General features: G+C 76.5%; 27 protein-coding genes. 18 read left to right on the forward strand and 9 right to left on the reverse strand.

Annotated elements, in window-relative coordinates:
* Window positions 1-10 precede the first annotated feature (10 nt).
* From D0Z06_RS01130 to D0Z06_RS01145, 4 genes are all read left to right on the forward strand, one after another.
* On the forward strand, window positions 11-547 hold the full coding sequence (locus D0Z06_RS01130) for a YbjN domain-containing protein (RefSeq protein ID WP_117375538.1): 537 nt from the start codon (window positions 11-13) through the stop codon (window positions 545-547).
* Window positions 544-2,136: an MFS transporter gene (locus D0Z06_RS01135; RefSeq protein ID WP_117375539.1), complete on the forward strand. Its 1,593-nt coding sequence runs from the start codon at window positions 544-546 to the stop codon at window positions 2,134-2,136. Before D0Z06_RS01130 ends, D0Z06_RS01135 begins: the two co-directional genes overlap by 4 nt.
* 114 nt (window positions 2,137-2,250) lie before the next feature.
* The gene (locus tag D0Z06_RS01140; protein WP_147331965.1) at window positions 2,251-2,550 is read left to right on the forward strand and encodes a hypothetical protein; all 300 of its coding nucleotides are present in this window, start codon (window positions 2,251-2,253) and stop codon (window positions 2,548-2,550) included.
* 34 nt (window positions 2,551-2,584) lie between these two features.
* The gene (locus D0Z06_RS01145; protein WP_117375541.1) at window positions 2,585-3,349 is read left to right on the forward strand and encodes a phosphoglyceromutase; all 765 of its coding nucleotides are present in this window, start codon (window positions 2,585-2,587) and stop codon (window positions 3,347-3,349) included.
* Window positions 3,350-3,402: 53 nt separating this feature from the next.
* Here D0Z06_RS01145 and phoU read toward each other — a convergent pair whose 3' ends face one another.
* A complete protein-coding gene (phoU, locus tag D0Z06_RS01150) occupies window positions 3,403-4,062 on the reverse strand; it encodes a phosphate signaling complex protein PhoU (protein ID WP_117375542.1) in 660 nt (219 codons plus the stop codon).
* Window positions 4,063-4,288: 226 nt separating this feature from the next.
* Here phoU and D0Z06_RS01155 point away from each other — a divergent pair, with 226 nt between their 5' ends.
* Together D0Z06_RS01155 and D0Z06_RS01160 are read left to right on the forward strand one after the other, a co-directional pair.
* Window positions 4,289-5,491 (forward strand): sensor histidine kinase, encoded by a 1,203-nt coding sequence (locus D0Z06_RS01155; RefSeq protein WP_199522053.1) that lies wholly within the window; start codon window positions 4,289-4,291, stop codon window positions 5,489-5,491.
* Window positions 5,488-6,168 (forward strand): response regulator transcription factor, encoded by a 681-nt coding sequence (locus D0Z06_RS01160; RefSeq protein ID WP_117375543.1) that lies wholly within the window; start codon window positions 5,488-5,490, stop codon window positions 6,166-6,168. The genes D0Z06_RS01155 and D0Z06_RS01160 overlap by 4 nt, the downstream gene beginning before the upstream one ends.
* 216 nt (window positions 6,169-6,384) lie before the next feature.
* Here the strand turns inward: D0Z06_RS01160 and D0Z06_RS01165 are convergent, their stop codons facing one another.
* Window positions 6,385-6,606, reverse strand: coding sequence for a DUF3072 domain-containing protein (locus tag D0Z06_RS01165; protein ID WP_117375544.1), 222 nt, complete (start codon window positions 6,604-6,606; stop codon window positions 6,385-6,387).
* A gap of 44 nt (window positions 6,607-6,650) precedes the next feature.
* Window positions 6,651-6,857 carry a hypothetical protein gene (locus D0Z06_RS01170; protein ID WP_117375768.1) on the reverse strand — a complete coding sequence of 69 codons (207 nt, stop codon included), beginning with the start codon at window positions 6,855-6,857 and terminating at the stop codon, window positions 6,651-6,653.
* An 81-nt stretch (window positions 6,858-6,938) separates the two neighbouring features.
* On the opposite strand from D0Z06_RS01170, the gene D0Z06_RS01175 reads away from it, so the two are divergent.
* A complete protein-coding gene (locus D0Z06_RS01175; protein WP_117375545.1) occupies window positions 6,939-7,937 on the forward strand; it encodes a helix-turn-helix domain-containing protein in 999 nt (332 codons plus the stop codon).
* 152 nt (window positions 7,938-8,089) lie between these two features.
* Here the strand turns inward: D0Z06_RS01175 and D0Z06_RS01180 are convergent, their stop codons facing one another.
* From D0Z06_RS01180 to D0Z06_RS26830, 3 genes are all read right to left on the reverse strand, one after another.
* The gene (locus D0Z06_RS01180; RefSeq protein WP_117375546.1) at window positions 8,090-8,935 is read right to left on the reverse strand and encodes a class I SAM-dependent methyltransferase; all 846 of its coding nucleotides are present in this window, start codon (window positions 8,933-8,935) and stop codon (window positions 8,090-8,092) included.
* Window positions 8,936-8,939: 4 nt separating this feature from the next.
* On the reverse strand, window positions 8,940-11,210 hold the full coding sequence (locus tag D0Z06_RS01185) for a bifunctional MFS transporter/dTMP kinase (RefSeq protein ID WP_158579849.1): 2,271 nt from the start codon (window positions 11,208-11,210) through the stop codon (window positions 8,940-8,942).
* A 77-nt stretch (window positions 11,211-11,287) separates the two neighbouring features.
* Window positions 11,288-12,166, reverse strand: a complete 879-nt coding sequence (locus tag D0Z06_RS26830) for a hypothetical protein (protein ID WP_117375548.1) — start codon at window positions 12,164-12,166, stop codon at window positions 11,288-11,290.
* A gap of 93 nt (window positions 12,167-12,259) precedes the next feature.
* Between D0Z06_RS26830 and D0Z06_RS01195 the strand changes: the two genes are divergently transcribed.
* Both D0Z06_RS01195 and D0Z06_RS01200 read left to right on the forward strand, forming a co-directional pair.
* A complete protein-coding gene (locus tag D0Z06_RS01195) occupies window positions 12,260-13,207 on the forward strand; it encodes a Ppx/GppA phosphatase family protein (protein ID WP_117375549.1) in 948 nt (315 codons plus the stop codon).
* Window positions 13,204-13,980 carry a hypothetical protein gene (locus D0Z06_RS01200; RefSeq protein WP_117375550.1) on the forward strand — a complete coding sequence of 259 codons (777 nt, stop codon included), beginning with the start codon at window positions 13,204-13,206 and terminating at the stop codon, window positions 13,978-13,980. The genes D0Z06_RS01195 and D0Z06_RS01200 overlap by 4 nt, the downstream gene beginning before the upstream one ends.
* Window positions 13,981-13,996: 16 nt before the next feature.
* Here D0Z06_RS01200 and D0Z06_RS01205 read toward each other — a convergent pair whose 3' ends face one another.
* Window positions 13,997-14,563: a type 1 glutamine amidotransferase domain-containing protein gene (locus D0Z06_RS01205; RefSeq protein ID WP_117375551.1), complete on the reverse strand. Its 567-nt coding sequence runs from the start codon at window positions 14,561-14,563 to the stop codon at window positions 13,997-13,999.
* Between the two features lie 59 nt (window positions 14,564-14,622).
* Between D0Z06_RS01205 and D0Z06_RS01210 the strand changes: the two genes are divergently transcribed.
* The 6 genes from D0Z06_RS01210 (at window position 14,623) to D0Z06_RS01235 (ending at window position 19,210) form a co-directional block, all read left to right on the forward strand.
* Complete coding sequence (locus D0Z06_RS01210; protein WP_117375552.1) at window positions 14,623-15,369, forward strand: hypothetical protein; 747 nt, start codon at window positions 14,623-14,625, stop codon at window positions 15,367-15,369.
* Complete coding sequence (gene proC, locus D0Z06_RS01215; RefSeq protein ID WP_117375553.1) at window positions 15,366-16,187, forward strand: pyrroline-5-carboxylate reductase; 822 nt, start codon at window positions 15,366-15,368, stop codon at window positions 16,185-16,187. Before D0Z06_RS01210 ends, proC begins: the two co-directional genes overlap by 4 nt.
* 251 nt (window positions 16,188-16,438) lie before the next feature.
* The gene (locus tag D0Z06_RS27240) at window positions 16,439-16,786 is read left to right on the forward strand and encodes a helix-turn-helix domain-containing protein (RefSeq protein WP_304999739.1); all 348 of its coding nucleotides are present in this window, start codon (window positions 16,439-16,441) and stop codon (window positions 16,784-16,786) included.
* Window positions 16,787-17,093: 307 nt separating this feature from the next.
* Entirely contained in the window at window positions 17,094-17,192 is a 99-nt protein-coding gene (locus D0Z06_RS01225) for a 30S ribosomal protein bS22 (RefSeq protein WP_012854759.1), read from the forward strand.
* A gap of 10 nt (window positions 17,193-17,202) precedes the next feature.
* Window positions 17,203-18,309 (forward strand): NAD-dependent epimerase/dehydratase family protein, encoded by a 1,107-nt coding sequence (locus D0Z06_RS01230; RefSeq protein ID WP_117375554.1) that lies wholly within the window; start codon window positions 17,203-17,205, stop codon window positions 18,307-18,309.
* A complete protein-coding gene (locus D0Z06_RS01235) occupies window positions 18,302-19,210 on the forward strand; it encodes a lysophospholipid acyltransferase family protein (RefSeq protein ID WP_117375555.1) in 909 nt (302 codons plus the stop codon). Before D0Z06_RS01230 ends, D0Z06_RS01235 begins: the two co-directional genes overlap by 8 nt.
* Before the next feature lie 214 nt (window positions 19,211-19,424).
* Here the strand turns inward: D0Z06_RS01235 and D0Z06_RS01240 are convergent, their stop codons facing one another.
* Window positions 19,425-20,336, reverse strand: a complete 912-nt coding sequence (locus D0Z06_RS01240) for an HAD family hydrolase (protein ID WP_117375556.1) — start codon at window positions 20,334-20,336, stop codon at window positions 19,425-19,427.
* 245 nt (window positions 20,337-20,581) lie between these two features.
* On the opposite strand from D0Z06_RS01240, the gene D0Z06_RS01245 reads away from it, so the two are divergent.
* Together D0Z06_RS01245 and D0Z06_RS01250 are read left to right on the forward strand one after the other, a co-directional pair.
* Complete coding sequence (locus D0Z06_RS01245; protein WP_117375557.1) at window positions 20,582-22,126, forward strand: AMP-binding protein; 1,545 nt, start codon at window positions 20,582-20,584, stop codon at window positions 22,124-22,126.
* A complete protein-coding gene (locus tag D0Z06_RS01250; protein ID WP_117375558.1) occupies window positions 22,119-22,358 on the forward strand; it encodes a glutaredoxin family protein in 240 nt (79 codons plus the stop codon). Before D0Z06_RS01245 ends, D0Z06_RS01250 begins: the two co-directional genes overlap by 8 nt.
* Window positions 22,359-22,376: 18 nt before the next feature.
* Here the strand turns inward: D0Z06_RS01250 and D0Z06_RS01255 are convergent, their stop codons facing one another.
* Window positions 22,377-23,867, reverse strand: a complete 1,491-nt coding sequence (locus D0Z06_RS01255) for an aromatic amino acid ammonia-lyase (RefSeq protein ID WP_117375559.1) — start codon at window positions 23,865-23,867, stop codon at window positions 22,377-22,379.
* Between the two features lie 167 nt (window positions 23,868-24,034).
* Here D0Z06_RS01255 and D0Z06_RS01260 point away from each other — a divergent pair, with 167 nt between their 5' ends.
* The gene (locus D0Z06_RS01260) at window positions 24,035-25,354 is read left to right on the forward strand and encodes an AMP-binding protein (protein WP_117375560.1); all 1,320 of its coding nucleotides are present in this window, start codon (window positions 24,035-24,037) and stop codon (window positions 25,352-25,354) included.
* Window positions 25,355-25,491: the final 137 nt, after the last annotated feature.

The following is a 25,491-nucleotide window of genomic DNA, read 5'->3' on the forward strand; positions in this document are numbered from 1 at the left end:
GGGAGGTGCGGTGAGCGGACGACGGGTGGTCGACGAGCTGGACGCCGTCGTCGGGCAGACCCTCCGGGACGCCGAGCTGGTGCACGAGCACCCCGCCCCCGGGCGCTGGCTGGTCGACCTGCCCGGCACCAGGAAGCTGAAGACGGTCTGCGGCCTGGTCGTGGGGGAGCACTCGCTGCGCGTCGAGGCCTTCGTCTGCCGGCAGCCGGACGAGAACCGCGAGCAGCTGTGGACCTACCTGCTGCAGCACAACGCCCGGATGTACGCGGTGGCCTACTCGATCGACGCCGTCGGGGACGTCTACCTGACCGGCCGGCTGCCGCACGCCGCGGTGACGCCCGAGGAGCTCGACCGGGTCCTCGGCGCGGTGCTGAGCTACGCCGACGACCACTTCAACACCCTGCTGGAGATCGGCTTCGGCACCTCGATCCGCCGGGAGTGGGAGTGGCGGGTCGCGCGCGGGGAGTCCCTGGCCAACCTGGAGGCGTTCGCCGACTTCGTCGACCCCGGCCGGCGCGGCAGGGGGTCCGCGGACGGCGGGGCGTGACCGCCACCGACCGCGCGACGTCGGCCCCGCAGGACGCGGAGCTCCCACCCGGCTACGCCCGCCGCTGGTGGGTGCTGGGCACGATGACGCTGTGCCTGCTCGTGGTGATCATGGGCAACACCACGCTGAACGTGGCCATCCCGACCCTGCAGCGCCAGCTCGGCGCCACCCAGGGGCAGCTGCAGTGGGCGATCGACGCCTACATCCTCGTCTTCGCCGGGCTGCTGTTCTCCTGGGGCGTGGTCGGGGACCGGATCGGCCGCCGCCGCGTGCTGCTGATCGGGCTGTCGATCTACGCGGTGGCCTCGGTGCTCGGCGCCTTCAGCGACAGCCCCTGGCAGCTCATCCTGTGGCGGGCGGTCATGGGCATCGGCGGGGCCGCGGTGCAGCCGGCGACCCTGGCGGTGATCACCAACGTGTTCCCGCCGGGCGAGCGCGGCCGGGCCATCGGGGTGTGGGCCGGTGCGGCGGGGCTGGCGGTGGCCGGCGGGCCGCTGGCCAGCGGCGCGGTGCTCGAGCACTTCTGGTGGGGCGCGATCTTCCTCATCCCCGTCCCGGTCGCGCTGCTGGGCATCGCGGGCGCGCTGACGCTGGTCCCCGAGTCGCGGGACCCCGCGCCCGGCCGGCTCGACGTCCCCGGCGTGCTGCTGTCGATCGTGGCCCTGGCCGGGCTGGTCTACGGGATCATCCACGGCGGCTCGGGCGCCGGGTGGACGTCCCCGGGCGTGCTCGTCCCGCTGCTGGGCGGGCTGCTGCTGCTGGGCCTGTTCGTCTGGCTGCAGAAGCGCTCGACCCACCCCGCGCTCGACGTCACGCTGTTCCGCAACCCGGCCTTCTCGGCCGCCGCGGCCGCCCTGGGGCTGAACTTCTTCGCGCTGATGGGCGCGACCTTCTACCTCGTCTACTACCTGCAGGGGGTCCGCGGCTACAGCCCGCTGGAGAGCGGCGCCGCGCTCATCCCGGTGGCGCTCGGCATGTCGCTCATGGCCCCGCAGAGCTCGCGGCTGGCCGAGCGCTTCGGCGCGAAGGCCGTCGTCGGCACCGGTTTCGTGCTCATCGGCTCGTCGTTCCTCGGGTTCCAGCTGCTCGACGGGGGGTCGCCGCTGCCGCTGCTGCTGACCGTGCTGAGCGTGCAGGGCCTGGGCATGGGCGCCGTCATGGCCCCGACGACGGAGTCGATCATGTCGGTGGTACCGCGGCACAAGGCCGGCGCCGGGGCGGCGGTGAACAACTCGGTGCGCCAGGTCGGTGGCGCGCTCGGCGTGGCGACGCTGGGCTCGCTGCTGTCGGCGACCTACGCGGCGCGGCTCGGCGACGCCCTCGACGTGCTGCCGGCCGACGTCCGCGCCGACGCCCGGACCTCCGTCGTCGCCACCCTGGAGGCGCTGGCGCGGGCCCGGGCCGGCGGGGACGAGGAGCTGGCCGCGGCGGCCGGGGCGCTGGTCGAGCCCGCCCGGGAGGCGTTCGTCTCGGCCATGCACGTCACGGCCCTGGGGACGGCGACCGCCTCGGCCGTGGCCGCGGTGGTCGTGTTCACCTGGCTGCCCGGGCGCCGGCCGGAGCAGGTCGCCGCGCCGTCCCGCCGGTAGGTCACCGGCGCCGGCGGCCGCCGGCCCCCCGGGTCGGACGCCCAGCGGGTGCCCGGCACCCCACCGGGCGACACCGCCCCGCGCGGGCGCCCGGGAGCGGTTAGCGTGACGCTGGTGCAGGAGCTGACGGGGCAGGAGCGCTTCGTGCGGGCCTGCGTCGGGGTGGTCGCCGCCTCGGCGCTGGCCTACCCCCTCGTGCTGGCCTCGGTGCGGCTGCTGGTCGCCCAGCTGCTCGTCGTCGACGTGGCCGCGGTGGTGGTCTGGCTGTGCGTCGGCATCGCCTGCAGCGTCGGTGCGGTGGCGGCGCTGCGCTGGGGCGCGGTGCGCCGGGTGCGCAGCCCCTGGCTGCTGGCCGGGCTGCTGCCGCCGGCGGCCTTCGAGCTGTGGGTGCTCTGGCCGCTGCTCACCGCGTGAGGCCGGTCCCGGCGGGGTCGGGCAGGATGGCGGCGTGACCACGTCGTCCTCGACCTACACCCTCGTGCTGCTCCGCCACGGCGAGAGCGAGTGGAACAAGGCCAACCTGTTCACCGGCTGGGTGGACGTGCCGCTGTCGGAGAAGGGCCGGGAGGAGGCCGCGACGGGTGGCCGGCTGCTGGCCGAGCACGGCCTGCTGCCCGACGTCTCGCACACCTCGCTGCTGCGCCGGGCGATCATGACCGCCGAGCTGTCCCTCCACGAGGCCGACCGGCAGTGGATCCCCGTCAAGCGCTCCTGGCGGCTCAACGAGCGGCACTACGGCGCGCTGCAGGGCAAGGACAAGGCCGCGACCCTCGCCGAGTTCGGCGAGGAGCAGTTCATGACGTGGCGCCGTTCCTACGACACCCCGCCGCCGCCCATCGAGCCCGGCAGCGAGTTCTCCCAGGACGGCGACCCGCGGTACGCGTTCCTGCCGTCGGAGGCCCGGCCGGCGACCGAGTGCCTCAAGGACGTCGTCGTCCGGATGCTGCCCTACTGGTACGACGCGATCGTGCCCGACCTGCGCCTGGGCCAGACGGTGCTCGTGGCCGCGCACGGCAACAGCCTGCGGGCCCTCGTGAAGCACCTCGACGGCATGGGGGACGACGAGGTGGTGGGGTTGAACATCCCGACCGGGGTCCCGCTGCGCTACGACCTCGACGACGACCTGAGGCCGGTGCGGCCCGGCGGCGAGTACCTGGACCCGGCCGCGGCCGCGGCCGCCATCGAGGCGGTCCGCAACCAGGGCCGGAAGTAGCCGGCGCCCTCGGCGGGGCCCGCGCGCCGGGCGGTCTGCCGAGGGCGCCCGGGTCAGGTCGCGGTGGCGTGCATCTCCCGCTCGCCGGTCACCAGGAAGACCACCCGGCGGGCAACGCTCACCGCGTGGTCGGCGAAGCGCTCGTAGTACCGGCCCAGCAGGGTGATGTCGATCGCCGCCTCCATGCCGTGCGACCAGTCGTTGGCGAGCAGCTCGGCGAAGAGCTGCCGGTGCAGCTTGTCCATGAGCTCGTCGTCGGCCTCGAGCGCCGCGGCGGCGTCGACGTCGAGCTCGGCGATCACGGACGCGGTCTGCCGGACCAGGCTCTCGGCCACGTGCCCGGCCTCGAGGAAGATCGGCCGCAGCTCCTGCGGGACGGCGCGGTCCGGGAAGCGCATCCGGGCCAGCTTGGCCACGTGGACGGCGAGGTCCCCCATGCGCTCCAGGTCGGCGATGATCCGCATCGCCGCGGTGATCGTGCGCAGGTCCGTGGCCACCGGGGCCTGCCGGGCCAGCAGCGTGAAGCAGCGCTCCTCGATGCTCGTGCGCATGTCGTCGATGGGCCCGTCGCCCTCGATGACCAGGTTCGCCAGGTCCACGTCGGCGTCGAGCAGGGAGGTGGTGGCCTTGCTCATCGCCGAGCCCACGGCGTTGGTCATCTCGACCAGGCAGTTGTTGATGTCGTCGAGTTCCTCGTGGTAGTGCTGGCGCACCGTGTCCTCCTCGTCGGCCGGCCGGCCGCGGCCGTGGGCAGCTGGCACCGCGGGCCGTGGGTTCGACGTCGCGGGCGCACTCTCCGTCGAGGGTAGGTCCAGCGCCTGCCCCCTGGCGGCCGGGACGGTGAACGGCCGGGCACCGCGGCGTGAACAGTCCCCGTCCCAGGTGTCCACCACCCGGACGGGCGATGACGGAGGGTCGCGGCCGCCTAGCATCACGGTCGTGAGCCCCACGGTCGCCCTCGTGGTCGGCCTGGTCGTCGGTGGCGCCCTGGTCGCCACCGTCCTGCTGCTCCACGCCCGGCCGGGCCCGAGGCCGCCGGCGCCGCTGCCGGCCCCGCCTCCGGAGGCGGTCCTGGCCCGCCGGCTGGTCGACCTCATGGACCCGGCCGTCGTCCTGCTGGACGCCGCCGACGTCGTGGTGCTCGCCAACCGGGCCGCGCGCGGCCTCGGCATCGTGCGCGACACCCGCCTGGTGGTCCCCGAGCTGCTGGAGATCGCCCGCGCCGCGCGCGACGGCGGCCGGCCCCGCACGGACGTGCCGCTGCCCGGGGCGCTGGTCGGGTCCAGCCCGCGCATGGTGGGGGTGCACGGCCTGCTCCTGGCCGCGGGGCCCGGTCCCGGCACGGGGCCGGTCGCGCTGGTGCTCCAGGACGTCACCGAGGCCCGCCGGGTGGAGGCCGTCCGCCGGGACTTCGTCGCCAACGTCGGGCACGAGCTCAAGACCCCGGTGGGTGCCCTGTCCCTGCTGGCCGAGGCGATCGAGGACGCCGCCGACGACCCCGAGACGGTGCGCCGGTTCGCCAGCCGGATGAGCCACGAGGCCGACCGGCTGGGCCGGCTGGTCCGCGAGCTCATCGACCTGTCCCGCCTGCAGGGCGGCGAGCCCATGCCCGAGCTGGTCCCGGTCGAGGTCGACCGCGTCGTCGCCGAGGCGGTCGACCGGACGGGGCTGGCGGCGTCGGCGAAGCGGATCCCCATCGCCACCGGCGGCGAGCAGGGGCTCGTGGTCCGCGGGGTCGAGTCCCAGCTGGCCACCGCGGTGACCAACCTGCTGGCCAACGCCGTGACCTACAGCCCCGAGGGCACCCGGATCGCGGTCGGGGCCCGGTCCCGGTCCGGCTTCGCGGAGATCACCGTGACCGACAGCGGGATCGGCATCCCGCGGAAGGACCGCTCCCGGATCTTCGAGCGCTTCTACCGGGTGGACCAGTCGCGGGCCAGCAGCACCGGGGGTACCGGCCTCGGCCTCGCGATCGTCAAGCACGTCGCCAGCAACCACGGCGGCGCGGTGACCGTGTGGAGCGAGGAGGGCCTCGGCTCCACGTTCACCCTGCGCATCCCCCTGGCCGCCCGCCCCGCGGACGACCCCGATGCCCCAGCCGGCGACGCCGTCGCCGCCGACGTCTCGAAGGGACGCTCATGACGCGAGTGCTCGTGGTGGAGGACGAGGAGTCCTTCTCCGATGCGCTGTCCTACATGCTGCGGAAGGAGGGGTTCGACGCCGTCGTCGCCGGGACCGGTCCCGAGGCGCTGTCGGAGTTCGACCGCGGCGGCGCCGACATCGTGCTGCTGGACCTCATGCTGCCCGGGTTGCCCGGCACCGAGGTGTGCCGCTCGCTGCGGGCCCGGAGCAGCGTGCCGATCATCATGCTCACGGCCAAGGACGCCGAGATCGACAAGGTCGTCGGGCTCGAGCTCGGCGCCGACGACTACGTGACCAAGCCCTACTCCGCTCGCGAGCTGGTGGCCCGCATCCGAGCCGTGCTGCGCCGCGGGGGCGACGCCGAGGCGCCCGTGGAGGCCACGCTGGAGGCCGGCCCGGTGCGGATGGACGTCGAGCGGCACGTGGTCTCCGTCGACGGGGAGACGGTGGCCCTGCCGCTCAAGGAGTTCGACCTGCTCGAGCTGCTGCTGCGCAACGCCGGGCGGGTCCTCACCCGGGTGCAGCTGATCGACCGGGTGTGGGGGTCGGACTACGTCGGCGACACCAAGACCCTCGACGTCCACGTCAAGCGGCTGCGCGCCAAGATCGAGCCCGACCCGGCGAACCCCCGCCACCTCGTGACCGTCCGCGGCCTGGGGTACAAGTTCGAGGCGTGACGCGGTGTCCATGGTCGGCCCACCGGCCTGGCCCATGGTCGGCCTACCGGCCTCCGACCGCGGCCAGGAGCCGTCCCCGGCCGCCGCTGAGCCGTGCGCTCGCTCCGCTCGTCGGGGACCCTGCGGGCCCCGCTCCGCGCGGGCATCCGCGGCCAGGTGCCGTCCCCGGCGGGCGCCGAGCCGTACCGGCCCGGCTCGGCAGCGGGGCCGGCCGGGTCACTGCCCCCGGCCGGTCTCGTCCTGCAGTGCGTCGATCCGCTGCGAGGCCTCGGCCTTGGTGAGGTCGTCGGGGACCTCCTCGCCGGCCTGGCGGGCCAGCGTGTGCAGGTAGCTCTGCTGGGCCCCGGTGGCCGGCTCGTCGCCGGTCACCCAGTCCGACGGGTCCTTCTCCGCGGTCGGGTCGCCGGCCGCGCCGGTGTTGGTCCTGTCGTCGCTCATGTGTTCGACGGTAGGCCCATCCGGCCTGCTCCGCAGGGCGGGGCTCAGACGCCGACCAGCGCGCGGTCGGCGTCGGCGGTGCGGCGCTGAGCCGCAGCGGTCCACCGCCGGCCGGTCCGGTAGACGTGGAGCTCGCCGCACGGGCACTCGACGTGCAGGGCGATGTGGGTGGGGTGGTTCACCACCGAGCGGATGCGCCGCTCGGCGACGAGCTCGTCGGTGCCGGTCACGGGGCAGGTGATGAGGAACATGCCGAGAGCCTGCGCCGACCGCCCGAACCGCACGAGTGGCAGGACTGACGCCTACCGCGTCGTTCCTGCCATACTGGGCGCATGACCCGGAGCGACCGTCCCCTCGTCGTCAGCACCGTCGTGGCCGACGGGCTGGTGGGGTCCTTCGGGCTCGGAGTCGCCGCGGAGGTCTTCGGCTACGACCGGCGGGCCATCGGCCTGCCGCGGTTCGACTTCGGGCTCGTCACCGAGCAGCCGGGTGTCGTGCGCACCGACACCGGCATCCCGATGACCGTCGAGCACGGCCTGGACCGCCTCGCGGCGTCGGACATCGTCACGATCACCGCCTGGGAGCTGTTCAGCCGCGTCCCGTCACCGCAGCTGCTCGACGCGTTCCGCGCTGCGCACGCCAACGGCGCGCTGATCATCAGCCAGTGCACCGGCGCCTTCGTGCTCGCCGCCGCCGGCCTGCTCGACGGGCAGCGGGCCACCACGCACTGGAAGTACGCGGGGGAGCTGGCCGCCCGCTACCCGGCGGTGCGGGTCGACCCGACGGTGCTCTACGTCGACAACGGCCGGATCATCACCGGTGCGGGCACCGCCGCCGGCGTGGACGCCCTGCTGCACGTCGTCCGCCGGGAGTGGGGCGCGGCCGCGGCCAACGCCCTCGCCCGCGAGATGGTCGTCCCGCCGCACCGGGACGGCGGGCAGGCCCAGTTCATCGACGCGCCGGTCCCCGCCTGCGAGGACGACCTGCTCGGGGCGGTGCTCGACTGGGCGCAGCGGCACCTGGCGGAGGAGATCACCGTCGAGCTGCTCGCCCGCCGGGCCCTGATGAGCCCGCGCAGCTTCGCCCGCCGGTTCAAGGCCACCACCGGGACCACCCCGCACGCGTGGCTGCTCGGCCAGCGCCTGGCCGCGGCGGAGGCGCTGCTGGAGAACAGCGACGCCCCGGTCGAGGAGGTCGCCCGGCTGGTCGGCTTCGGCACCGCGGCCGGCCTGCGGGACCAGTTCACCCGGCGCCGCGGGGTGTCCCCGCGGGCCTACCGGCAGACCTTCCGGGCCGCGGTCACCGTCGGGGACGACGACCGCGCCGCCTGAGGGAGGACGCTCCGCGGGCCCGGCGCGGCACCGGCACCGGCCGGCCGGTCCGCGGGGTGCCGGCGTTCCCGCGGGAACGCCGGCAGGCCGGTGGGCTCGAGGCGTGCCCGCGGGAACGCCTCGAGGGCGCACCGGCCCCCCGGGGCCGATCGTCAGGCGCCGGGGATCGGCCGGGCGACGCCGACCAGCGAGTCCAGCCGGCCGGCGTTGGCCGCGGCCAGCGGGCTGCGCACCACACCGGTGAGGGCCAGGCCGGCCCGGGCCAGCAGCAGCGCGTGGGTGCGCGGGGTGAAGTGCCAGATGTGCTCGGTCGGCTTGAGGGTCCACCAGCGGGTGCCCAGCAGCCACGCGGGCAGCGAGGACCAGTACGGCGTGGAGAACAGCACGACGCCGTCGTCGGCGACCAGCGAGCGGACCGTGCGCCAGAACGACAGCGGGTCGGGCACGTGCTCGACGGTGTCCCAGGCGCAGACCACGGCGAACCCCGGCTCGAGCGGGGCGTCCTCCACCTGGCCGCAGAAGACGTCGAGGCCGAGCGCGCCGGAGGCGTGCGCGGCACCGGTCCGGGAGAGCTCGACACCCGAGGTCGTCCAGCCGGCGGTGCGCGCCGCGTCGAGGAACAGCCCGTACCCGGCGCCGACCTCGAGCAGCCGCCCGCCGGGCGGCCGGCCGTGCTCACGCTCGATGAGGCGCAGCCGCCCCGCGGTCCAGGTGCGCTGCAGCAGCATGGCGGGGGACAGCCGCCCGTCGGAGGCCGGTGCCGCCGCGTCGGTGGAGACCCCCGAGCCGTAGACCCCGCCCTCGAAGTAGCCGGCGTCGTCGTAGAGGCGCTGCAGCGCCTCGGGGCGCAGGCGGGGGCTGACGAACACCAGCCGGCAGCGCGGGCAGCGGACCACCCCGAAGGGGGCCACGTCGTGCACGAGCGTCCCGGGGACGCCGCACAGGCAGCAGACGACGTCCTCGGTGTCCGCGGTGCTCCAGCGGGCGGGTGCGCTCACCCGGTCAGCCTACGGAGCCGCCCGGTGCCGCTCCCGGAACCCGCGCCGCCGCGCCCACCGGCGGGGCGTCGGCGGGCCGGGGCCGCGCGCCGGGGTCGTCGCCGGCCGGGGCCCCGCCGCCCCCGGCCGCTCCGTCGTCGCCCTCGGCCGCTCCGTCGTCGCCCGCTGCCCTGCCGTCGCCCGCTGCGTCCTCGCCGCCGGCCGCGGCCGGGTAGCGCAGCGCCACCAGGGAGGTCACCCGCCGCCGGACGGCCGGGGAGACCAGCGAGCCGGGGCCGGCCGCGTCCAGCACCTCCCCGGGGACGACGACGTAGCGGTCCGGTGCCGCGTCCGCCTGGGCGAGGAAGGCCCGGCGCACCGCGCCGGGGTCCGCGCCGTCCGGGGCCGCGGTCACGGGCGCGTCCACCACCACGGTGAGGTCGGGGAGCAGCCCCCGCGTGGCCCACAGCGAGGTGCGGAAGATGCGCTCGGCGTCCAGCCCCTGACCCGCGCCCTGGAAGGCGATCGAGGTGTCCACGTAGTGGGTGTTCACCACGACGCGGTCGCGCTCGAGCGCGGGGCGGATGACGGTCGCGACGTGCTGGGCCCGGTCGGCGGCGGCGAGCAGCGCCGCCGTGTGCGCCCCCACCGGGCGGCCGTCGCTGCCGGCCACGGACCCGGCGGACGGCGGGAAACCGGTGCCCGAGGTCGGCGACGGCGGGAACAGCAGCCCCCGCACCTGGCGCCCGAGGTCGGTGTCGCTGGGCTCGGAGGTCACGGTGACCGGGCACCCGGTCTCCCGCAGCACCTGGGCGAGGTCCTCGGTGTAGCGGCGGGTCAGCTCCCGGTCGGCGCCCTCCACGACGACGAACAGGCCCACCCCGCTGGAGGCGGCCGACAGCAGGTCCGAGCGGCCCCACAGCAGCCGCAGCAGCTCGCGGAGGCGGGGCCGGGAGCGGTGCGCCACCTGCCGGGTGGCGTAGGCGCTGACGACCAGCGCGAGGACGCCGCCGATCAGCAGGGTCAGCCCGGGGCCGGTGACGGTGAGCTCGAGGTCCCCGAGCCGGAAGGCGTGATCGCCGAGCAGGCCGGCCAGCCCGGGGCCGACCGCGACGGCCAGCAGCAGCACGATCCGCACCGAGGAGATGACGAAGGCGAAGACCCGCCCGCGCAGCCGGTCCTCGACCTCGAACCCGATGAGGGTGTAGCCGATGATCCAGCTCACCCCGGCGAACAGGCCGACGAGGAAGGCCGTCGCCGTCGCCAGGACGAAGTCGCGCAGCAGCGACATGGTGAGCAGCGCCAGCCCGGCCAGCCCGATCGCGTGGCTGAAGACGCTGCGCCGCGGCACCGTGGGCAGCACCCGGGGGCCGACCAGCATGCCGATGGCCAGGCCGGTGAAGACCGTGCCGAAGACGACGCCGTAGCCCGCGGTGCCCGCCTGCAGCGTCGCCACGTAGAGCTGGGCGACGCCGATGGTCAGGCCCCCGGCGCCGAAGGCCCCGATGACGCCGACGTAGAGGGCCCGCATCAACGGCTGGCCGCGGAGGAAGGCGACCCCCTCGACCACGAGGGAGAAGACGTTGCGCTGCTCCCCGGCGCGCTCGCCGGGGGACGGCGGGAAGAGCCCCCGGGAGAACAGCACGGTGGCCGCGCTCACGCCGAAGCTGGCCGCGTTGACGACCAGCGCCACCACGATGGCGGTCCGCGCCTCCCCGCCCTCGGTGCCGCCGGGGAAGACCCGGGCCAGCGTGGAGAGCAGCGCGAACAGCAGCGAGGCGACCGGCACGGCGCCGTAGACGCTGAACAGCGAGACCTGGTTGGCCACCGCCAGCCGGTCCCGCGGGACGATGGAGACCCACAGCGCCTGCTTGGCCGGGTTGGTGAACAGCCCGACGGCCTCGACGAGGAACTGGGCGATGTAGAGCCAGGTGAGCTCGTAGGTCACCGCGATCGAGAGGTAGAGCGACATCGCCAGCAGCTCGCCGACGACGACCGTCGTCCGGCGGTCCAGCCGGTCGGCCAGGGCCCCCGCGACCGGGCCGAGCACCAGGTCGGGCAGCAGGCGGGTGAGGATCACCCCGGAGATGGCCGCGCCCTGGACCGCCAGCGACTCGTCGCGGGTCAGCTGCTGGGCCATGGCCGTGGTGGCCAGCAGGCCCAGCCAGTCCCCGAGGCTCGAGACGGTGATCGCCGCCCACAGCCGGCGGAAGACCGGGATCCGCACGAGGGCGAGAAAGGCGTTGTCGCCCCGCCCCGGCCCGTGCCGGTCACCGGACGAGGGGGCGCCCGTCACCGCGTGTCCCTCGATCACTGGTCCGCCGTCCGCTCGTGGATCCGTCCCCGGAAGGGTAGTGGCGGCGCCCCGCGTGGTCAGCGCACCGGCACCCCGGACGGGGGACCCTCCCCCGGCCGGCGGCGGTGCAGGGTCACCGGGACCGGGGCGGGGCTGGCCGGGTGCGGCGCGACGAGCCCGGCGTCCAGCCGGGCCTCGGCGAGCCGGCGCAGCTCGGCGTAGGCGGCGGCCCCGACCAGCGCGGTGAGCTCGGCGGCGTAGGTGGCCACCAGGGGCTCCGGGGAGACATGCGCGGCGGGGGACCCGGTGCACCACCAGTGCAGGTCGTGCCCGCCGGGGCCCCACCCGCGCCGGTCGAACTCCCCGATGCTCGTGACGAGCACCCGCGTGCCGTCGGGCCGGTCCACGTGCTCCTGCTCGCGGCGCACCGGCAGCTGCCAGCACACGTCCGGCTTGGTCAGCATCGGGTGCAGGCCCTCGCGCAGCGCCATGCGGTGCAGGGCGCAGCCGGTCCCGCCGGGGAACCCCGGCCGGTTGAGGAACACGCAGGCCCCGTCGACCAGCCGGGTGCGCAGCGAGCGGACCGGGTCGCGGCCGGTCCCGCCGTCGTCCCCACCGTCCCCGGCGTCGCCCCCGGCGTCCTCGGCGTCGTCCTCCTCGGTCCAGCCGGCACGGCCCGCGGCGGCCAGCTGCCAGTCCCCGGGCGTCAGGTCGGCGACGGCCGCGGTCACCCGGGCGAGGTCGTCGGCGTCCGAGAAGAAGGCCCCGTGGCTGCAGCAGCCGTCGTCCGGGCGACCGGGCACCACGCCGGCGCAGCCGCGGCCGAACACGCAGGTCCACGCCGACGACAGCCAGGTCAGGTCGGCCCGGACGACGTGGTCGGGGTCGGCGGGGTCGGGGAACTCCACCCACTCCCGGGCGAAGTCGAGGGGGACCTCGGGGGGCGCGTCCGGCACCGGTCGAGCCTAGAGAAGGGACCCCCTCCCCTCACGCCCCGCTCCGCTCGGCTCGGCGCGAGCCTCCGGAGGGGGCCGTGCAGACTGACCCGCATGCGGCTCGGGGTGCTGGACGTCGGCTCGAACACCGTCCACCTGCTCGTGGTCGACGCCCACCGCGGTGCGCAGCCGGCCCCGATGCACGACGAGCGGTCGGTGCTGCGGCTCTCCGAGCACGTCGGCCGGGACGACCTGCTCTCCAAGGAGGGCGAGAAGGCGCTCGTCAAGGCGGTGCGGCAGGCCTGCGACCAGGCCGAGGCGCGGGGCTGCGAGCAGCTGCTGGCGCTGGTGACCTCCGCCATCCGCGAGGCGCGCAACGGCCTCGAGGTCCTGGAGCGGGTCCGCGAGCGGACCGGTGTCGAGCTGCAGGTCACCAGCGGCGAGGAGGAGGCCCGGCTGACCTTCCTCGCGGTCCGCCGCTGGTTCGGCTGGAGCGCCGGCCGGCTGCTGGTCCTCGACATCGGCGGCGGCTCGCTGGAGCTGGCCAACGGCCTCGACGAGGACCCCGACGTGGCGCTGTCCCTGCCGCTGGGCGCCGGCCGGACGACCCGGCGCTACCTGCCCGGCGCCCAGCAGGGCCGGCGGCCGTCGCTCAGGGCGCTGGCCGAGCTCGACGAGCACGCCGCCGACCTGCTCGAGCCGGCCGCGAAGGAGCTCCTCGGCGCCGGTCCCCCCGACCTCGTGGCGGCCACCAGCAAGACCTTCCGCACCCTCGCCCGGCTGACCGGCGCGGCGCCGTACTCGGCCGGCCTGCGCGCCGAGCGCCGGCTCACCCAGGACGGGCTGGACCAGCTGCTGGGCTTCGTCGCCCGGATCGACTCCGCGGCGCTGGCCGAGCTGCAGGGGGTCTCACCCGACCGCGCGCACCAGATCCCGGCCGGCGCCGTCGTGGCGCGGGCCGCGATGCGCGCCCTCCACGTACCGTCCGTGCGGATCTGCCCGTGGGCGCTGCGGGAGGGCGTCATCCTCCGGCGACTGGACCAGCTGGGGGAGGAACGATGAGCGAGCCGCGCCGGGACCCCGAGACCGGGGGTCGGTCCCTGGCCGACATCCTGCGCGAGGCCGGGGTCGAGTCCCCGCGCAGCGGGCGGCGGCGGCCCCGGTCCGGTGACACCGGCGAGACGCCGATCCGGCAGCGGGGCAGCGGCGGGGACACCGGCCGGGTGGCGGAGCGGCCGGCCTTCGGCCGGCGCGCCGGTGACCGGGCCGACGCGACCGGGGGCACGCCGACGAGGGACCGGGCGACGGGGGACCGGGCGACGGGGGACCGGGCGACGGGGGACACGGCGACGCCGGCCCCGGGACGCGGTCGCGGCCGGCACGAGCCGTCGACCGCGGCCATCCCCGGGCTGCGGCCCTCCCGCAAGCCCGGGGTGCCCGTCACCGCCGGCACCGGGAGCCGCGCGTCGGGGGCGACCCCGTCGACCGGCCCGATCCCCGTCGTCCGCGCCCAGGACGACCCCCCGCTGCTCGAGGACGAGGCGCTCGGCCCGCGGGAGGGAGCGCTGGCCTGGCTGCGCTTCGCCGGGGAGCTGGTGGTCGCCCTCGGCACGGGCGTCGGCACCTACTTCCTGTTCACCGTGCTCTGGGAGCTGCTCCCGTGGCTGGCGGTGGTGCTCGCCCCCGTGGTGGTGGCCGGGCTGGTCGGTGCGGTCGGGGCGTGGCGGCAGCGTCAGGACAAGGAGCCGGCCGACGTCCGGCTGGTCGCCGTCCTCGTCTTCGCCGGCACGCTGCTCACCATCGCCCCGGCCGCGGGCCTGCTGTCCGGGACCTGACCCGCGGGGCCCGGGGCTACCCCTCCTCGTCCGGGTCGCTCGCCCCGGCGGCGAAGCGCTCCACCATCGCCGCGGCGAAGGCGTCGAGGTCGTCGGGCTTGCGGCTGGTCACCAGGTTGCCGTCGACGACGACCTCCTCGTCGACCCACGTCGCCCCGGCGTTGCGCAGGTCGGTCCGCAGCGAGGGCCAGGAGGTCATCCGGCGGCCCCGGACGACGTCGGCCTCGGCCAGCACCCAGGGGGCGTGGCAGATCGCCGCCACCGGCTTGGCGGCCTCGAAGAAGGCCGACACGAAGGCCACCGCGTCGGCGTCGGCCCGCACGAAGTCACCGTTGATGACACCGCCGGGCAGCACGAGCGCGGCGTAGTCGTCCGGGTCGGCGGAGCCGACGACCGCGTCGACCTCCTTCTTGTCGGCCGGGTCGATGTGGTCGTAGGCGGTGATCGACCCCGACGCCAGCGAGACCAGCTCCGGCCGGGCGCCGGCCTCCTCGAGCGCCTGCCAGGGCCGGTCGAGCTCGACCTGCTCCACCCCGTCGGTCGCGAGGACGGCCACCCTCATCCCGTTCAGTTCTCCTGCCATGCGGCGGCGGCTACCCCGGCCCCGGGAGCAGCACACGCGCCGCGCACTACGGTTCGCCCGTGCCCCCGTCGACCTCCTCCCCGGTCCGGTGGCTGCTCGGCGGCGGTGCGGTGCGCGGTCGGCGCGACCGCCCCGGAGCCGGCGCCGGCCCCCGGCCCGGGGACGCCGCCCGCGTGGCCGCGGAGCTGGTGGCCGCCGGCCACCGCGTCGAGCTGCTGCACGTGCCCGGGCCGGGGCAGCGGCCGGGGGACGGGACGGCGCACCTGGCCGCCCTGCTGGCCGACGCGCTGCTGGCCGACGCGCTGCCGGCCGGCTCGTGCCGGGTGGTGCTGCCCGCCGGGGACCCGGCGGCGGAGGGCCTCCCCGCCGGGGTCGGCGTCGTCCTGACCGGCCCCGGGGAACCGGTGGACCGGCAGGTCGCGGGCACGCCGGGTGCGGTCGCCGCCGTGCGCGCGGCCGACCCGGACGCCGAGGCCCGCTGCCGCGCCCTCGCCGGCGGGCGGGTCCGGCTGGGCACCGGGGGCGGCGCGGCGGCCGACCGCACCGCGGCGCGCTGCCTCGCCGTCCTCATGGCCGGGAGCGGGGAGCCGGGGGTCGCCACCACCGACCCCCGGCTGGTCGCCGTGGCGGGGGAGCGGGCGGCCTGGAACGACCGAGCACACCACACCTGGGAGTACGTCATGCCGTGGAGAGCCGCGATCGAGCAGCAGCGCCGCCTGGTGGCGGCCGGCCACCGGGTGCGGGTGGCCGTGCCCTGGGGAGCCGGGGTCCGCGGCGGTCTGCGGCACCGCGGGGGCCGGTCGTGAGCGCCGGGCGCCAGGGGCTGGCGATCATCGGGGGCGGGAAGATCGGGGAGGCGCTGCTGTCCGGGCTGGTCCGCCGCGGCAGCCGCGAGGGCATCGTGGTCTGCGAGCGCAGCCCCGAGCGGGCGGCGGAGCTGACCGCCCGCTACGACGTCCCGGTGCTGGGGCTGGCCGAAGCGGCGGAGCGCTCCCGCGTCCTGCTCCTGGCGGTCAAGCCGCAGGACATCGGCACCCTGCTCGGGCTGCTGGCCGGGGCCGTGGACCCCGGGCACCTGGTGGTGTCGGTCGCCGCCGGGGTCCCGACGGCGACGATCGAGGCGGCCCTGCCCGCGGGGGTCCCCGTCGTCCGGGTCATGCCGAACACGCCGGCGCTGGTCGACGAGGGGATGAGCGTGCTCTCCGCCGGGGCGCACGCCGGGGAGGAGCACCTCGACGAGGCCGAGGCGCTGCTGGCCGCGGTCGGGCGGGTCCGGCGGGTCCCGGAGAGCCAGCAGGACGCGGTCACCGCCCTCTCGGGCAGCGGCCCGGCGTACTTCTTCTACCTGGTCGAGGCGATGATCGACGCCGGCATCCTGCTGGGTCTGCCGCGGGCGCTGGCCGCCGACCTCATCGTGCAGACCGCCCTGGGGGCGGCGGTGATGCTGCGCGACTCGGGCGAGCACCCGGTGCAGCTGCGCGAGGCGGTCACCAGCCCCGGCGGGACGACGATCGCGGCGGTCCGCGAGCTGGAGCGGCACGGCGTCCGGGCGGCGCTCATCGCGGCGATCGAGGCGGCCCACGCCCGCTCGGTCGAGCTGGGGGAGGCCGCACAGGACCGGTGACCGTAACCCGGTTGCCCACCGCCAAGTCGACAATCCGTGACGAGTTGCGAACTTCCTGTGGACGACTCGCCCGACAACATGTCGACTGAGCTACATAGGTGTAGTTCTGCCGAGGACGGACCGGTCCGCCTGTCCGTTTCTTCCATCGCTTCTGTCACGCGTGTCCCCCTACGCTCTGTATCAGCACGTGCGTGACCCGTAGTCGGTGGGGAAGCCGGCGCCCGACACGTGCTAGGTCCGGAGATGAAGTCATGACCATGCCCCAGCGCACTGCCCCTGCCGCCGTCTACGCCCGTCAGGGCATCCCGGGCCCCCGCCCGGTCGGCCGCCCGGTCGCCGCCGCCACCATGGCCCGCCCGATCGCCCCGGCCCACCCGGCCGCCATGCCCGTCGGTCGCCCGGCCGTCCCGGCCCCGCGCGCCGCGGTCACCTTCCTGACCGTCGCCGAGGTGGCGAGCATGATGCGCGTCTCCAAGATGACCGTGTACCGCCTCGTGCACGCCGGCGAGCTGTCCGCCGTCCGCGTCGGCCGCTCCTTCCGCGTGCCGGAGCGCGCCGTCCAGGACTACCTGCGCGACGCCTACACCGACATCGCCTGAGCAGGGCCCCCGTCCTCCCGCCCTCCGCAGGCCCAGGGCGGAACCCTGGGCGGGGCCACCCTGCCCCCGCCGCGCGCAGGCCCGCGTCGGGAGCCCGCAGGGAGGCCACCACCCCCTCCGGGTGGGTGCACCCCCGGGACCGGTTCCCGCGGCAGCGTCGCCGCGGGCCGGCCGGGTACGCTCGGTCGCCGAGCGACGCACCCGTGGTGCGGGTCGTCGCACACGAGCTGATCACCTCGCGCGGCGCCCGGCGTGACCTCCCCGGTCACCGGTGGACGTCCGCGCCCACGACGTCGGGAGCACTGGTATGGGTTCGGTCATCAAGAAGCGCCGCAAGCGGATGGCGAAGAAGAAGCACCGCAAGCTGCTGAAGAAGACGCGCGTCCAGCGACGCAACAAGAAGTGAGCTGACGCTCGTGCCGCCCGCGGTCGTCCTCGTCACCGGCGTCAGCCGGTGGCTGGGCGGTGCGTTGGCGGCCGAGCTCGCTCGCGACCCCGCCATCGAGCGGGTCATCGGGGTGGACACGGTCCCCCCGTCGACGGAGCTGCTCCGCCGCCTCGGCCGCACGGAGTTCGTGCGGGCCGACATCCGCAACCCGCTGATCGGCAAGGTCATCGCGACCGCGTCGGTCGACACCGTGGTGCACATGAACATCAGCGCCACGCCGGCCGGCTCCGGGGGGCGCGGGCTGATGAAGGAGCTCAACGTCATCGGCACCATGCAGCTGCTGGCCGCCTGCCAGCGGTCGACGTCGGTCCGGCGCCTGGTGCTGAAGTCGACCAGCGCCGTGTACGGCGCCTCCTCGCGCGACCCCGCCGTCTTCACCGAGGCGATGCAGGCCCGGCGGGTCCCCTCGGGCGGGTTCGCCAAGGACAGCCTCGACATCGAGGGCTACGTGCGCTCGTTCGCCCGTCGCCGGCCGGACGTCGGCGTCGCCGCGCTGCGGTTCACCAACTTCATCGGCCCGCGGATCGACTCGGTCCTCACCTCCTTCCTGCGGATGCCCGTGGTTCCCACGGCCCTCGGTTACGACGCGCGGGTGCAGCTGCTGCACGAGGACGACGCCCTGGCGGTGCTGGCCCGCGCGACGACCGGCGACTTCGCCGGCACGGTCAACGTCGGCGGGAGCGGGACCCTGCTGCTCTCCCAGGTCATCCGCCGGCTCGGTCGCCTGCAGCTCCCGCTGCCCGCGCCCGCGCTCGGCTCGGTCGGCCGGCTCACCCGCCGCCTCGGCCTCGTCGACTACTCGCCCGAGCAGATGCGCTTCCTCAACTTCGGCCGGGTCGTGGACACCACGGTGCTGCGCCGCGAGTTCGGCTACACGCCGCGCTACAGCACGGCGGAGGCCCTCGACGACTACGCGCGGACCGTCCCGCCGGTCGTCCCGCCGGAGGCCGTCCGGGCCGTGACCGGCTCCGCGGCCGGGCTGGTGCACCGGGTCGGCGCGACCGCGGGCGCGGTGGGGGACCGGCTGCGGCCGGCCCCCGCGGCCCCGCCCCTGCGGGCGGTGCGCGATGCCTGAGGCGCGGGTCATCCCGCTGCGCCCCGAGGACGACGAGCCGCGGGCGTCGCCCCGCCCGGCGGCGAGCTGGGAGGAGCAGGTGGCCGGCGGGCTGGAGTTCCTCAGCCGACGGCTCACCGGGGACTACGAGACCGACGAGTTCGGCTTCGACCCCGACCTGACCGACCACCTGCTGATGCCGCTGCTGCGGCCGCTGTTCGAGCGCTGGTTCCGCGTGGAGACGCAGGGGCTGGAGAACGTCCCGGCCACCGGCGGCGGCCTGGTCGTGGCCAACCACTCGGGCACGGTGCCGGTCGACGCGATGATGACCACGGTGGCGCTGCACGACGACCACCCGGCCCGGCGGCGGCTGCGGCTGCTCGGTGCCGACCTGGTGTTCGACCTGCCCGTCGTCGGCTCGGTGGCGCGCAAGCTCGGCTCGACGCTGGCCTGCAACGAGGACGCCGAGCGCCTGCTCACCGCCGGTGAGCTCGTGGGCGTTTTCCCCGAGGGGTTCAAGGGCATCGGCAAGCCCTTCCGCGAGCGGTACACGCTGCAGCGCTTCGGCCGCGGGGGTTTCGTCACCGCGGCGCTGCGGACGGGCGCGCCGATCATCCCGTGCGCGATCGTCGGCGCCGAGGAGATCTACCCGCTGATCGGCAACTCCCGCACCCTGGCCCGCCTCCTCGGGCTGCCCTACTTCCCGATCACGCCGACCTTCCCGGCGCTGGGCCCCCTGGGCCTGGTACCGCTGCCCTCCAAGTGGCTGATCGCCTTCGGGGAACCGATCGAGACGGCGTCCTACGGCCCGGCGGCGGCCGAGGACCCGATGCTGGTGTTCAACCTGACCGACCAGGTGCGCGAGACCATCCAGCAGTCGCTCTACCAGCTCCTCCTGCAGCGCCCCTCCGTCTGGGGCTGAACCCGACGAGCGGGGCCCGGAGGGTCCCCGAGGAGTGGCAGGGTGCGCTCGTCGCAGCGGGGGGACGGCACCTGGCCGCGGTGGTGGCTGGTGCCGCCCTGCGAGGTGCCGCGACGAGTGGGGCCCGGAGGGTCCCCGAGGAGTGGCAGGGTGCGCTCGTCGCAGCGGGGGGACGGCACCTGGCCGCGGTGTCGCCCGGAGGGCGACGAGTTGCTCAGAACGGCCAGCGGTTGCGGCGGCGCAGGGCGACCGCCCCGCCGACCAGCCCTCCCGACACGGCGGCCGCGGCCACCGTCGGGACGACGGTCTTCACGGCCTTGCGCCCGGTCCGGAAGTCGCGCACGTCCCACCCCCGCGACCGCGCCACCGCCCGGAGCTCGGTGTCCGGGTTCACGGCCACCGCCGAGCCGGTGAGGGTCAGCATCGGCAGGTCGTTCGAGCTGTCGCTGTAGGCGGTGCTGCGGGAGAGGTCCAGGCCCTCCCGGTCGGCCAGCGCGCGCACCGCCTCGGCCTTGGCCTCCCCGTGCATGAGCTCCCCGACCAGCCGGCCGGTGTAGCGCCCGTCGACCACCTCGGCCACCGTGCCGAGCGCCCCGGTCAGACCCAGCCGGTGGGCGATGATCCGGGCCAGCTCGACCGGGGTGGCGGTGACCAGCCAGACCCGCTGGCCGGCGTCCAGGTGCTTCTGCGCCAGCAGGCGGGTGCCGGTCCAGATCCGGTCGGCCATCAGCTCGTCGTAGATCTCCTCGCCGACGGCGACGATCTCCTCCACCGGGCGGCCGGCGACGAAGGCCAGCGCGTTCTCCCGGATGGTGTGCATGTCGTCGGCGCTCTCGTTGCCGGCGATGCGGAACTTGGCCTGCTGCCAGACGAACAGCGCGAGGTCCCGGGCCTTGAAGTAGTCCCGCGCCGCCAGCCCGCGGGCGAACCAGAACAGCGAGGCGCCCATCATCATCGTGTTGTCGACGTCGAAGAACGCCGCAGCGGCGAGGTCGGGGACGACGGCCGGTGCCGGCTCGACCTCCGCCGCGGCCGCCGACGCGGCACCGGCGAGGACCGCGCGGGTCTCCTCGTCCGGCGGACCACCCGCGCGCTTCCGGCGGCCGCGGAACGGCACTCCGGGCACGAGGACCTCCCTGGTTCGCCGCCGTCCCGGCGGCCCGGTCCGGCGGTGGTGGCTGCCCCCCGGACCCTAGCGGCGGCCGCTCCGGCGCCCGACGCGGGCCCGGCGCGTGGAGGCTGCGCACCCGCGCCGGTGGTGACACGATCGCGCGGGACCGGTGCCGTCGCGCCGGCCGGTGGTCCCGCGCGCCCGGGGACGGCCCGGCCGTCGCCGTCCCGGGGGACCGACCGCCGACCGAGGGGAGAGCCGTGACCCAGCCCGCGACGACCCTGCCCGCCCTGGTGCGGGCGGCCGCCCGCGCCCGACCGGAGGCGCCCGCGGTGGTGGCGGGGGAGGAACGGCTCAGCTGGGCCGAGCTCGACGCGCAGGTGGACCGGGCCGCGGCCGGTTTCGCCGCCCGGGGCCTCGCGCCCGGTGACCGGGTCGCGGTGCAGCTGCCCAACGGCAGCGCCTGGCTGCGGGCGGTGCTCGGCGCGCTGCGCGCCGGCTGCGTCGTCGTCCCCGTCAACACCGCCTACACCGACCCCGAGCTCGAGTTCGTGCTCGGCGACTCCGGGGCGTCGCTGCTGGTGGCCTCCACCGACCGGCCGCCCCTGGCCGGCGTGCCGGTGGTCGCCGGGCCGCCGCACGGGGACGGCGACCCGCCGGCCCGGCCGGAGGAGCCCTCGGCGCCGGCCTTCCTGGCCTACACCAGCGGCACGACCGGCCGACCGCGCGGCGCGGTGCTCACGGCCGCCGCGCTGCGGGCCAACCAGGAGCAGTGCCTGGCGATGGACCCGCCGGCGGTGCGGCCCGACGACCGGGTGCTGCTCGTCCTGCCGCTGTTCCACGTCTACGGCCTCAACGCCGGGTTCGGGCTGGTCGCGGCCACCGGGGCCTGCGCGGTGCTCGTGGACGCCTTCGACCCGGCCGCGACGCTGGCGGTCATGGCCGCCGAGGAGGTCACCGCCGTCCCCGGCGCCCCGCCGATGTACCAGGCCTGGCTGGCGGAGGCGGACGCGGCCGGCTCCGACGCCGCGCTGCGGCGGGCCTTCGCCGCGGTCCGGATCGCCTCCTCCGGCGCGGCGCCGCTGCCGGCCGAGGTCTGGACGGCGATGCGCGAGCGGGCCGCGGTCACCGTGTGGGAGGGCTACGGGCTCACCGAGGCCTGCCCGGTCGTGACGAGCACGCTGGCCACCGGGCGGCCGAAGCCGGCCTGCATCGGCGGCCCGCTGCCGGGGGTCGAGGTGCAGCTGCGCGACACCGCCCTGCACGAGCCCACGGCGGAGCGCGAGGGGGGCGACGGGGGCGAGGACGGCCCGGGCGAGATCTGGGTGCGCGGCCCGAACCTGTTCTCGGGGTACTGGCCCGACGGGGCCGACGGGCCGGACGCCGACGGGTGGCTGGCCACCGGGGACCTGGCCTACGCCGACGAGGACGGCGACCTGCACCTCGTCGACCGGCGCAGCGACCTGGTCCTGGTCAGCGGCTTCAACGTCTACCCCGCGGAGGTCGAGCGGGTGCTGGACAGCCACCCGGCCGTCGCCGAGAGCGCGGTGATCGGCGTCCCCGACCCCCGGACCGGGAACTCCGTGCGGGCCGTCGTGGCGCTGCGCCCCGGGCGGACGCTGACCTACGGGGAGCTGCGCGCGCACGCGGCGGCCTCGCTGGCCCGGTACAAGGTGCCGACGTCGGTGCAGGTGCTGGCCGCGCTCCCGCACTCGCTGACCGGCAAGGTGAGCCGGGCCCGGCTGCGCGAGCTCGGCCTCTCCCGGCCCGACAGCGGCCCGCGGGAGGAGGACGACGATGCCTGACCTGCGGCTCCTGACCCGGGACGGGTGCCACCTCTGCCAGGTGGCCGCCGAGACCCTCGAGCGCATCGCCGCGGAGGCCGGGACGACGGTGACCGCGGTGGACGTCGACGCCGACCCCGAGCTGCAGGCCGAGTACGGCGACCGGGTGCCCGTCGTGCTGCTCGACGGCCGCGAGCACTCCTACTTCACCGTGGACGTGCCGCGGCTGCGCCGGGACCTCGGCCTGGTCTGACCGTGGTCCGCCCGGGGCTCAGCCGCGCGGGTGGCTCCCGGGGAACCGCTCCCGCAGCGCCCGGTGGACGGCGTCCGGGTACGGCTCGGCCGCGGCCGTCGCCGCCCGGACGAGCTCCAGCGCGGCGCGGGGGCCGGTGCCCAGGGCCCGCCCGTCCGGTGCCGTGCCCGCGCTGCCGGGGGCCAGGACGTCGCCGGCCAGCAGCAGCTCCACGGCGAGGACGTCGGCCAGCAGGTCCAGCGCGGCCCCGGCCTTGCGGGCGCTGAGCGGGGCGCCGGTGGCGTGGTCCTCCACGCCGTTGTCCAGCGGCGGGACGTCGAGGGTCGCCGGCGCGGCGAGCTGCCTCAGCTCGGCCACCACCGCGGCCGCCGGGGGGCGCAGCGCCAGGCCGTGGGCGGCCGACGGCGGGGGGCCGGCCAGCTGCCGGAAGAACGCCTCCCACAGGTGGGACAGCCGGCGGTCGCTGAGCTGCCCGACCGCGGCGACGCCGATCCGCAGCGCGTCGCAGGCGAGGGCGAGCACCATCGGGTGGAAGTTGCCGTTGCTGACCAGCGTGCGGTCCTCGACCGACACCAGGGGGTTGTCGGCGGCCGCCGCCAGCTCGGTCTCCACCGCCGCGCGGGTGGCCGCGACCTGCGCGCGGAGCGCGCCGTGCACCTGCGGCACGACCCGGAACGACAGCGGGTCCTGCACCGATGCCGCCCCGCCCGGGGCGAGCAGCGCGCTGCCGGCCAGCAGGTCCCGCAGGTGGTCGGCGGCCGCCACCTGCCCGGGGATCGGCCGGGCCCGCCCGACGGCGGGGTGCACGACCGACGGGTTGGCCCGGATGGCCTCCATCGACAGCGCGGCGGCGACGTCGGCCGCCTCGGCGGTCCGCTCCGCCCGGGCGACCACCAGCGCCGCCTCGCCCACCGAGACCCCGTTGGCCGAGATCAGCGCCAGGCCGTCCTTGCCGCTGAGCACCAGCGGCGCGATGCCGGCCCGCCGCAGCGCCTCGCCGCCGTCGAGCACCTCCCCGCGGTGCTCGGCCCGGCCGAGGCCGATGGCCACCTGGGCCATCCCGGCCATCTGCCCGATGTCGGCCGCCCCCACCGACCCGGTCTCCGGCACCACCGGGTGGACCCCGGCGTTGAGCATCGCCGCCAGCGTCTCGGCGGCCGCCACCGACGCCCCCGACCCGCCCCGCGCGATGCCGGCCAGCCGCACGGCCAGCGCCGCGCGCACCACGGGCACCGGCAGCGGGGGCCCGACCCCGCCCGCGTGCGACCGGACGAGGAACTCCTGCTCGCCGCGGATCTCCTCCTCGGACAGCCGGGTGTCACGCAGGTGCCCGACCTGCGTGGTCAGGCCGTAGACCGCGGCGTGCGAGGACAGCGCCTCGTCGACCACGGCGCGGGCGGCCGCGATCGCCTCCCGCGCCGCGGTGCCCAGCTCCACCCGTGCGCCGTCGACGACGGCGAGCAGGTCGTCCACCGACAGGGCCCGGTCGTCGATCGTCACCGTCGGCACGGGGGCCTCCTCGCCGGAGGGGCGGAGCGGGTCCGGACGACTGTAGGCCCGCGGGGCCCGCCGGTCGCCGCACCGCTGCCCGCCGGACCGGTGACGAGCGCCCCTGGTGCCCCCCGGAGGACCGCGAGGACCGTCGGGTCCGCGACCACGGCACCCGGGGAGGGGTCATGGCAGGGACGACGGTCGACGCGGCCGGGACGGCGATCGGCCTGCGCGACGGGTGGACCCGCGACCGGGTGCTGGCGCTGCAGCGCCGGCGGCTGCGGACGCTCCTGGCCCACGCGAGCAGGCGGTCCCCGTACTACCGGGAGGTGCTCGGCCCCGACGCGGCCGACCGCCCGCTGGCCGAGCTCCCCGTGCTCACCAAGACCACGCTGATGGAGCAGTTCGACCGGGTCGTCTGCGACCCGCGGCTGCGCCGGGCGGACCTGGAGGCGCACCTCGCCGGGGAGGACCCCGGCCGGTCGTTCCTCGGCGCGTACCGCGTGGCCACGACGTCGGGGACCACCGGCCGGCGCGCGCTCGTCGTCCTCACCGAGCGGGAGGCCGCGACATGGCGGGCGGTGACCGAGCGGGCGGGGCGCCGCGCCGGCATGCGGCCGGGCCAGCGGGTGGCCGCCATCGGCAGCCCGAGCCCGGCGCACCTGACCCGGCAGGTCCTCGCCCCGCCGGGAGCACCGGCGCCGCTGACGGCCGCGACCCCGCTGCCCCGGCTCGCGGCCGCGCTGGACGCGATGCGGCCCGACGTCCTCATCTGCGCGGCCGGGCTGGGCGGCCTGCTCGCCGACGAGCAGGTGGCCGGGCGGCTGCACATCACGCCGCGGTCGGTGGCCTTCGGGTCGGAGGCGCTCACCGCCGACCTGCGCCGCCGGGTCCGGGCCGCCTGGGGGGTCGAGCCGGTCGGGATGTACGCCGCCACGGAGGCCCCGGTCATCGCCTCCAGCACCCCGGAGCACCCGGAGCTCGAGGTCGCCGAGGACGTCGTCGTGGTCGAGGTCGTCGACGAGGACGGCCGCCCCGTCCCCGCCGGCACCCCCGGCGCGCGGGTGCTCGTGACCAACCTCGTCGACCGCGCCCAGCCGCTGGTCCGCTACGAGCTCACCGACGCCGTCACCGAGTCGGTGCGGCCCAACCCCGCCGGCCGGCCGTGGCGCTGCCTGGCCTCGGTGGACGGTCGCACCGCGGACATCCTGCACCTGCCCGGCCCGGACGGCGCCCGCGTGCCGGTCCACCCGTCGGTGCTGGGTTCCGCGGTGGCGCCCTTCCCCGGGGTCGGCCAGTACGCCTTCGTGCACGACGCGACCGGCCTGCACGCGCAGGTCGTGCTGGGGCCGGGCGCCGCCGCGGACGTGCCCGAGCGGTTGCGCGCGGCGCTGGTGGCGGCGGTCACGTCGACCGGCGCGCTGCCCCCGCCGGTCGACGTCCGGCCCGTGCCGTCGCTGGCGACCGCGCCGGGGGCGAAGTTCCGGCTGGTCCGGTCGGGGTGACGGCCCGCCGCGCGGGCCCAGGGCCGCGTGCCGGCCACCCGACGGGGGACCGCAGCGGCTCCCGGGGTATGGTCCTCACCACAGGCGGGTGGATCCGCGCCGGTGACGGCCCCGGAGGCCCCCGGCGACTTTGTTCC

It is taken from the genome of Geodermatophilus marinus (assembly GCF_003428645.1).
In the GTDB taxonomy this organism is placed as follows: domain Bacteria; phylum Actinomycetota; class Actinomycetes; order Mycobacteriales; family Geodermatophilaceae; genus Geodermatophilus.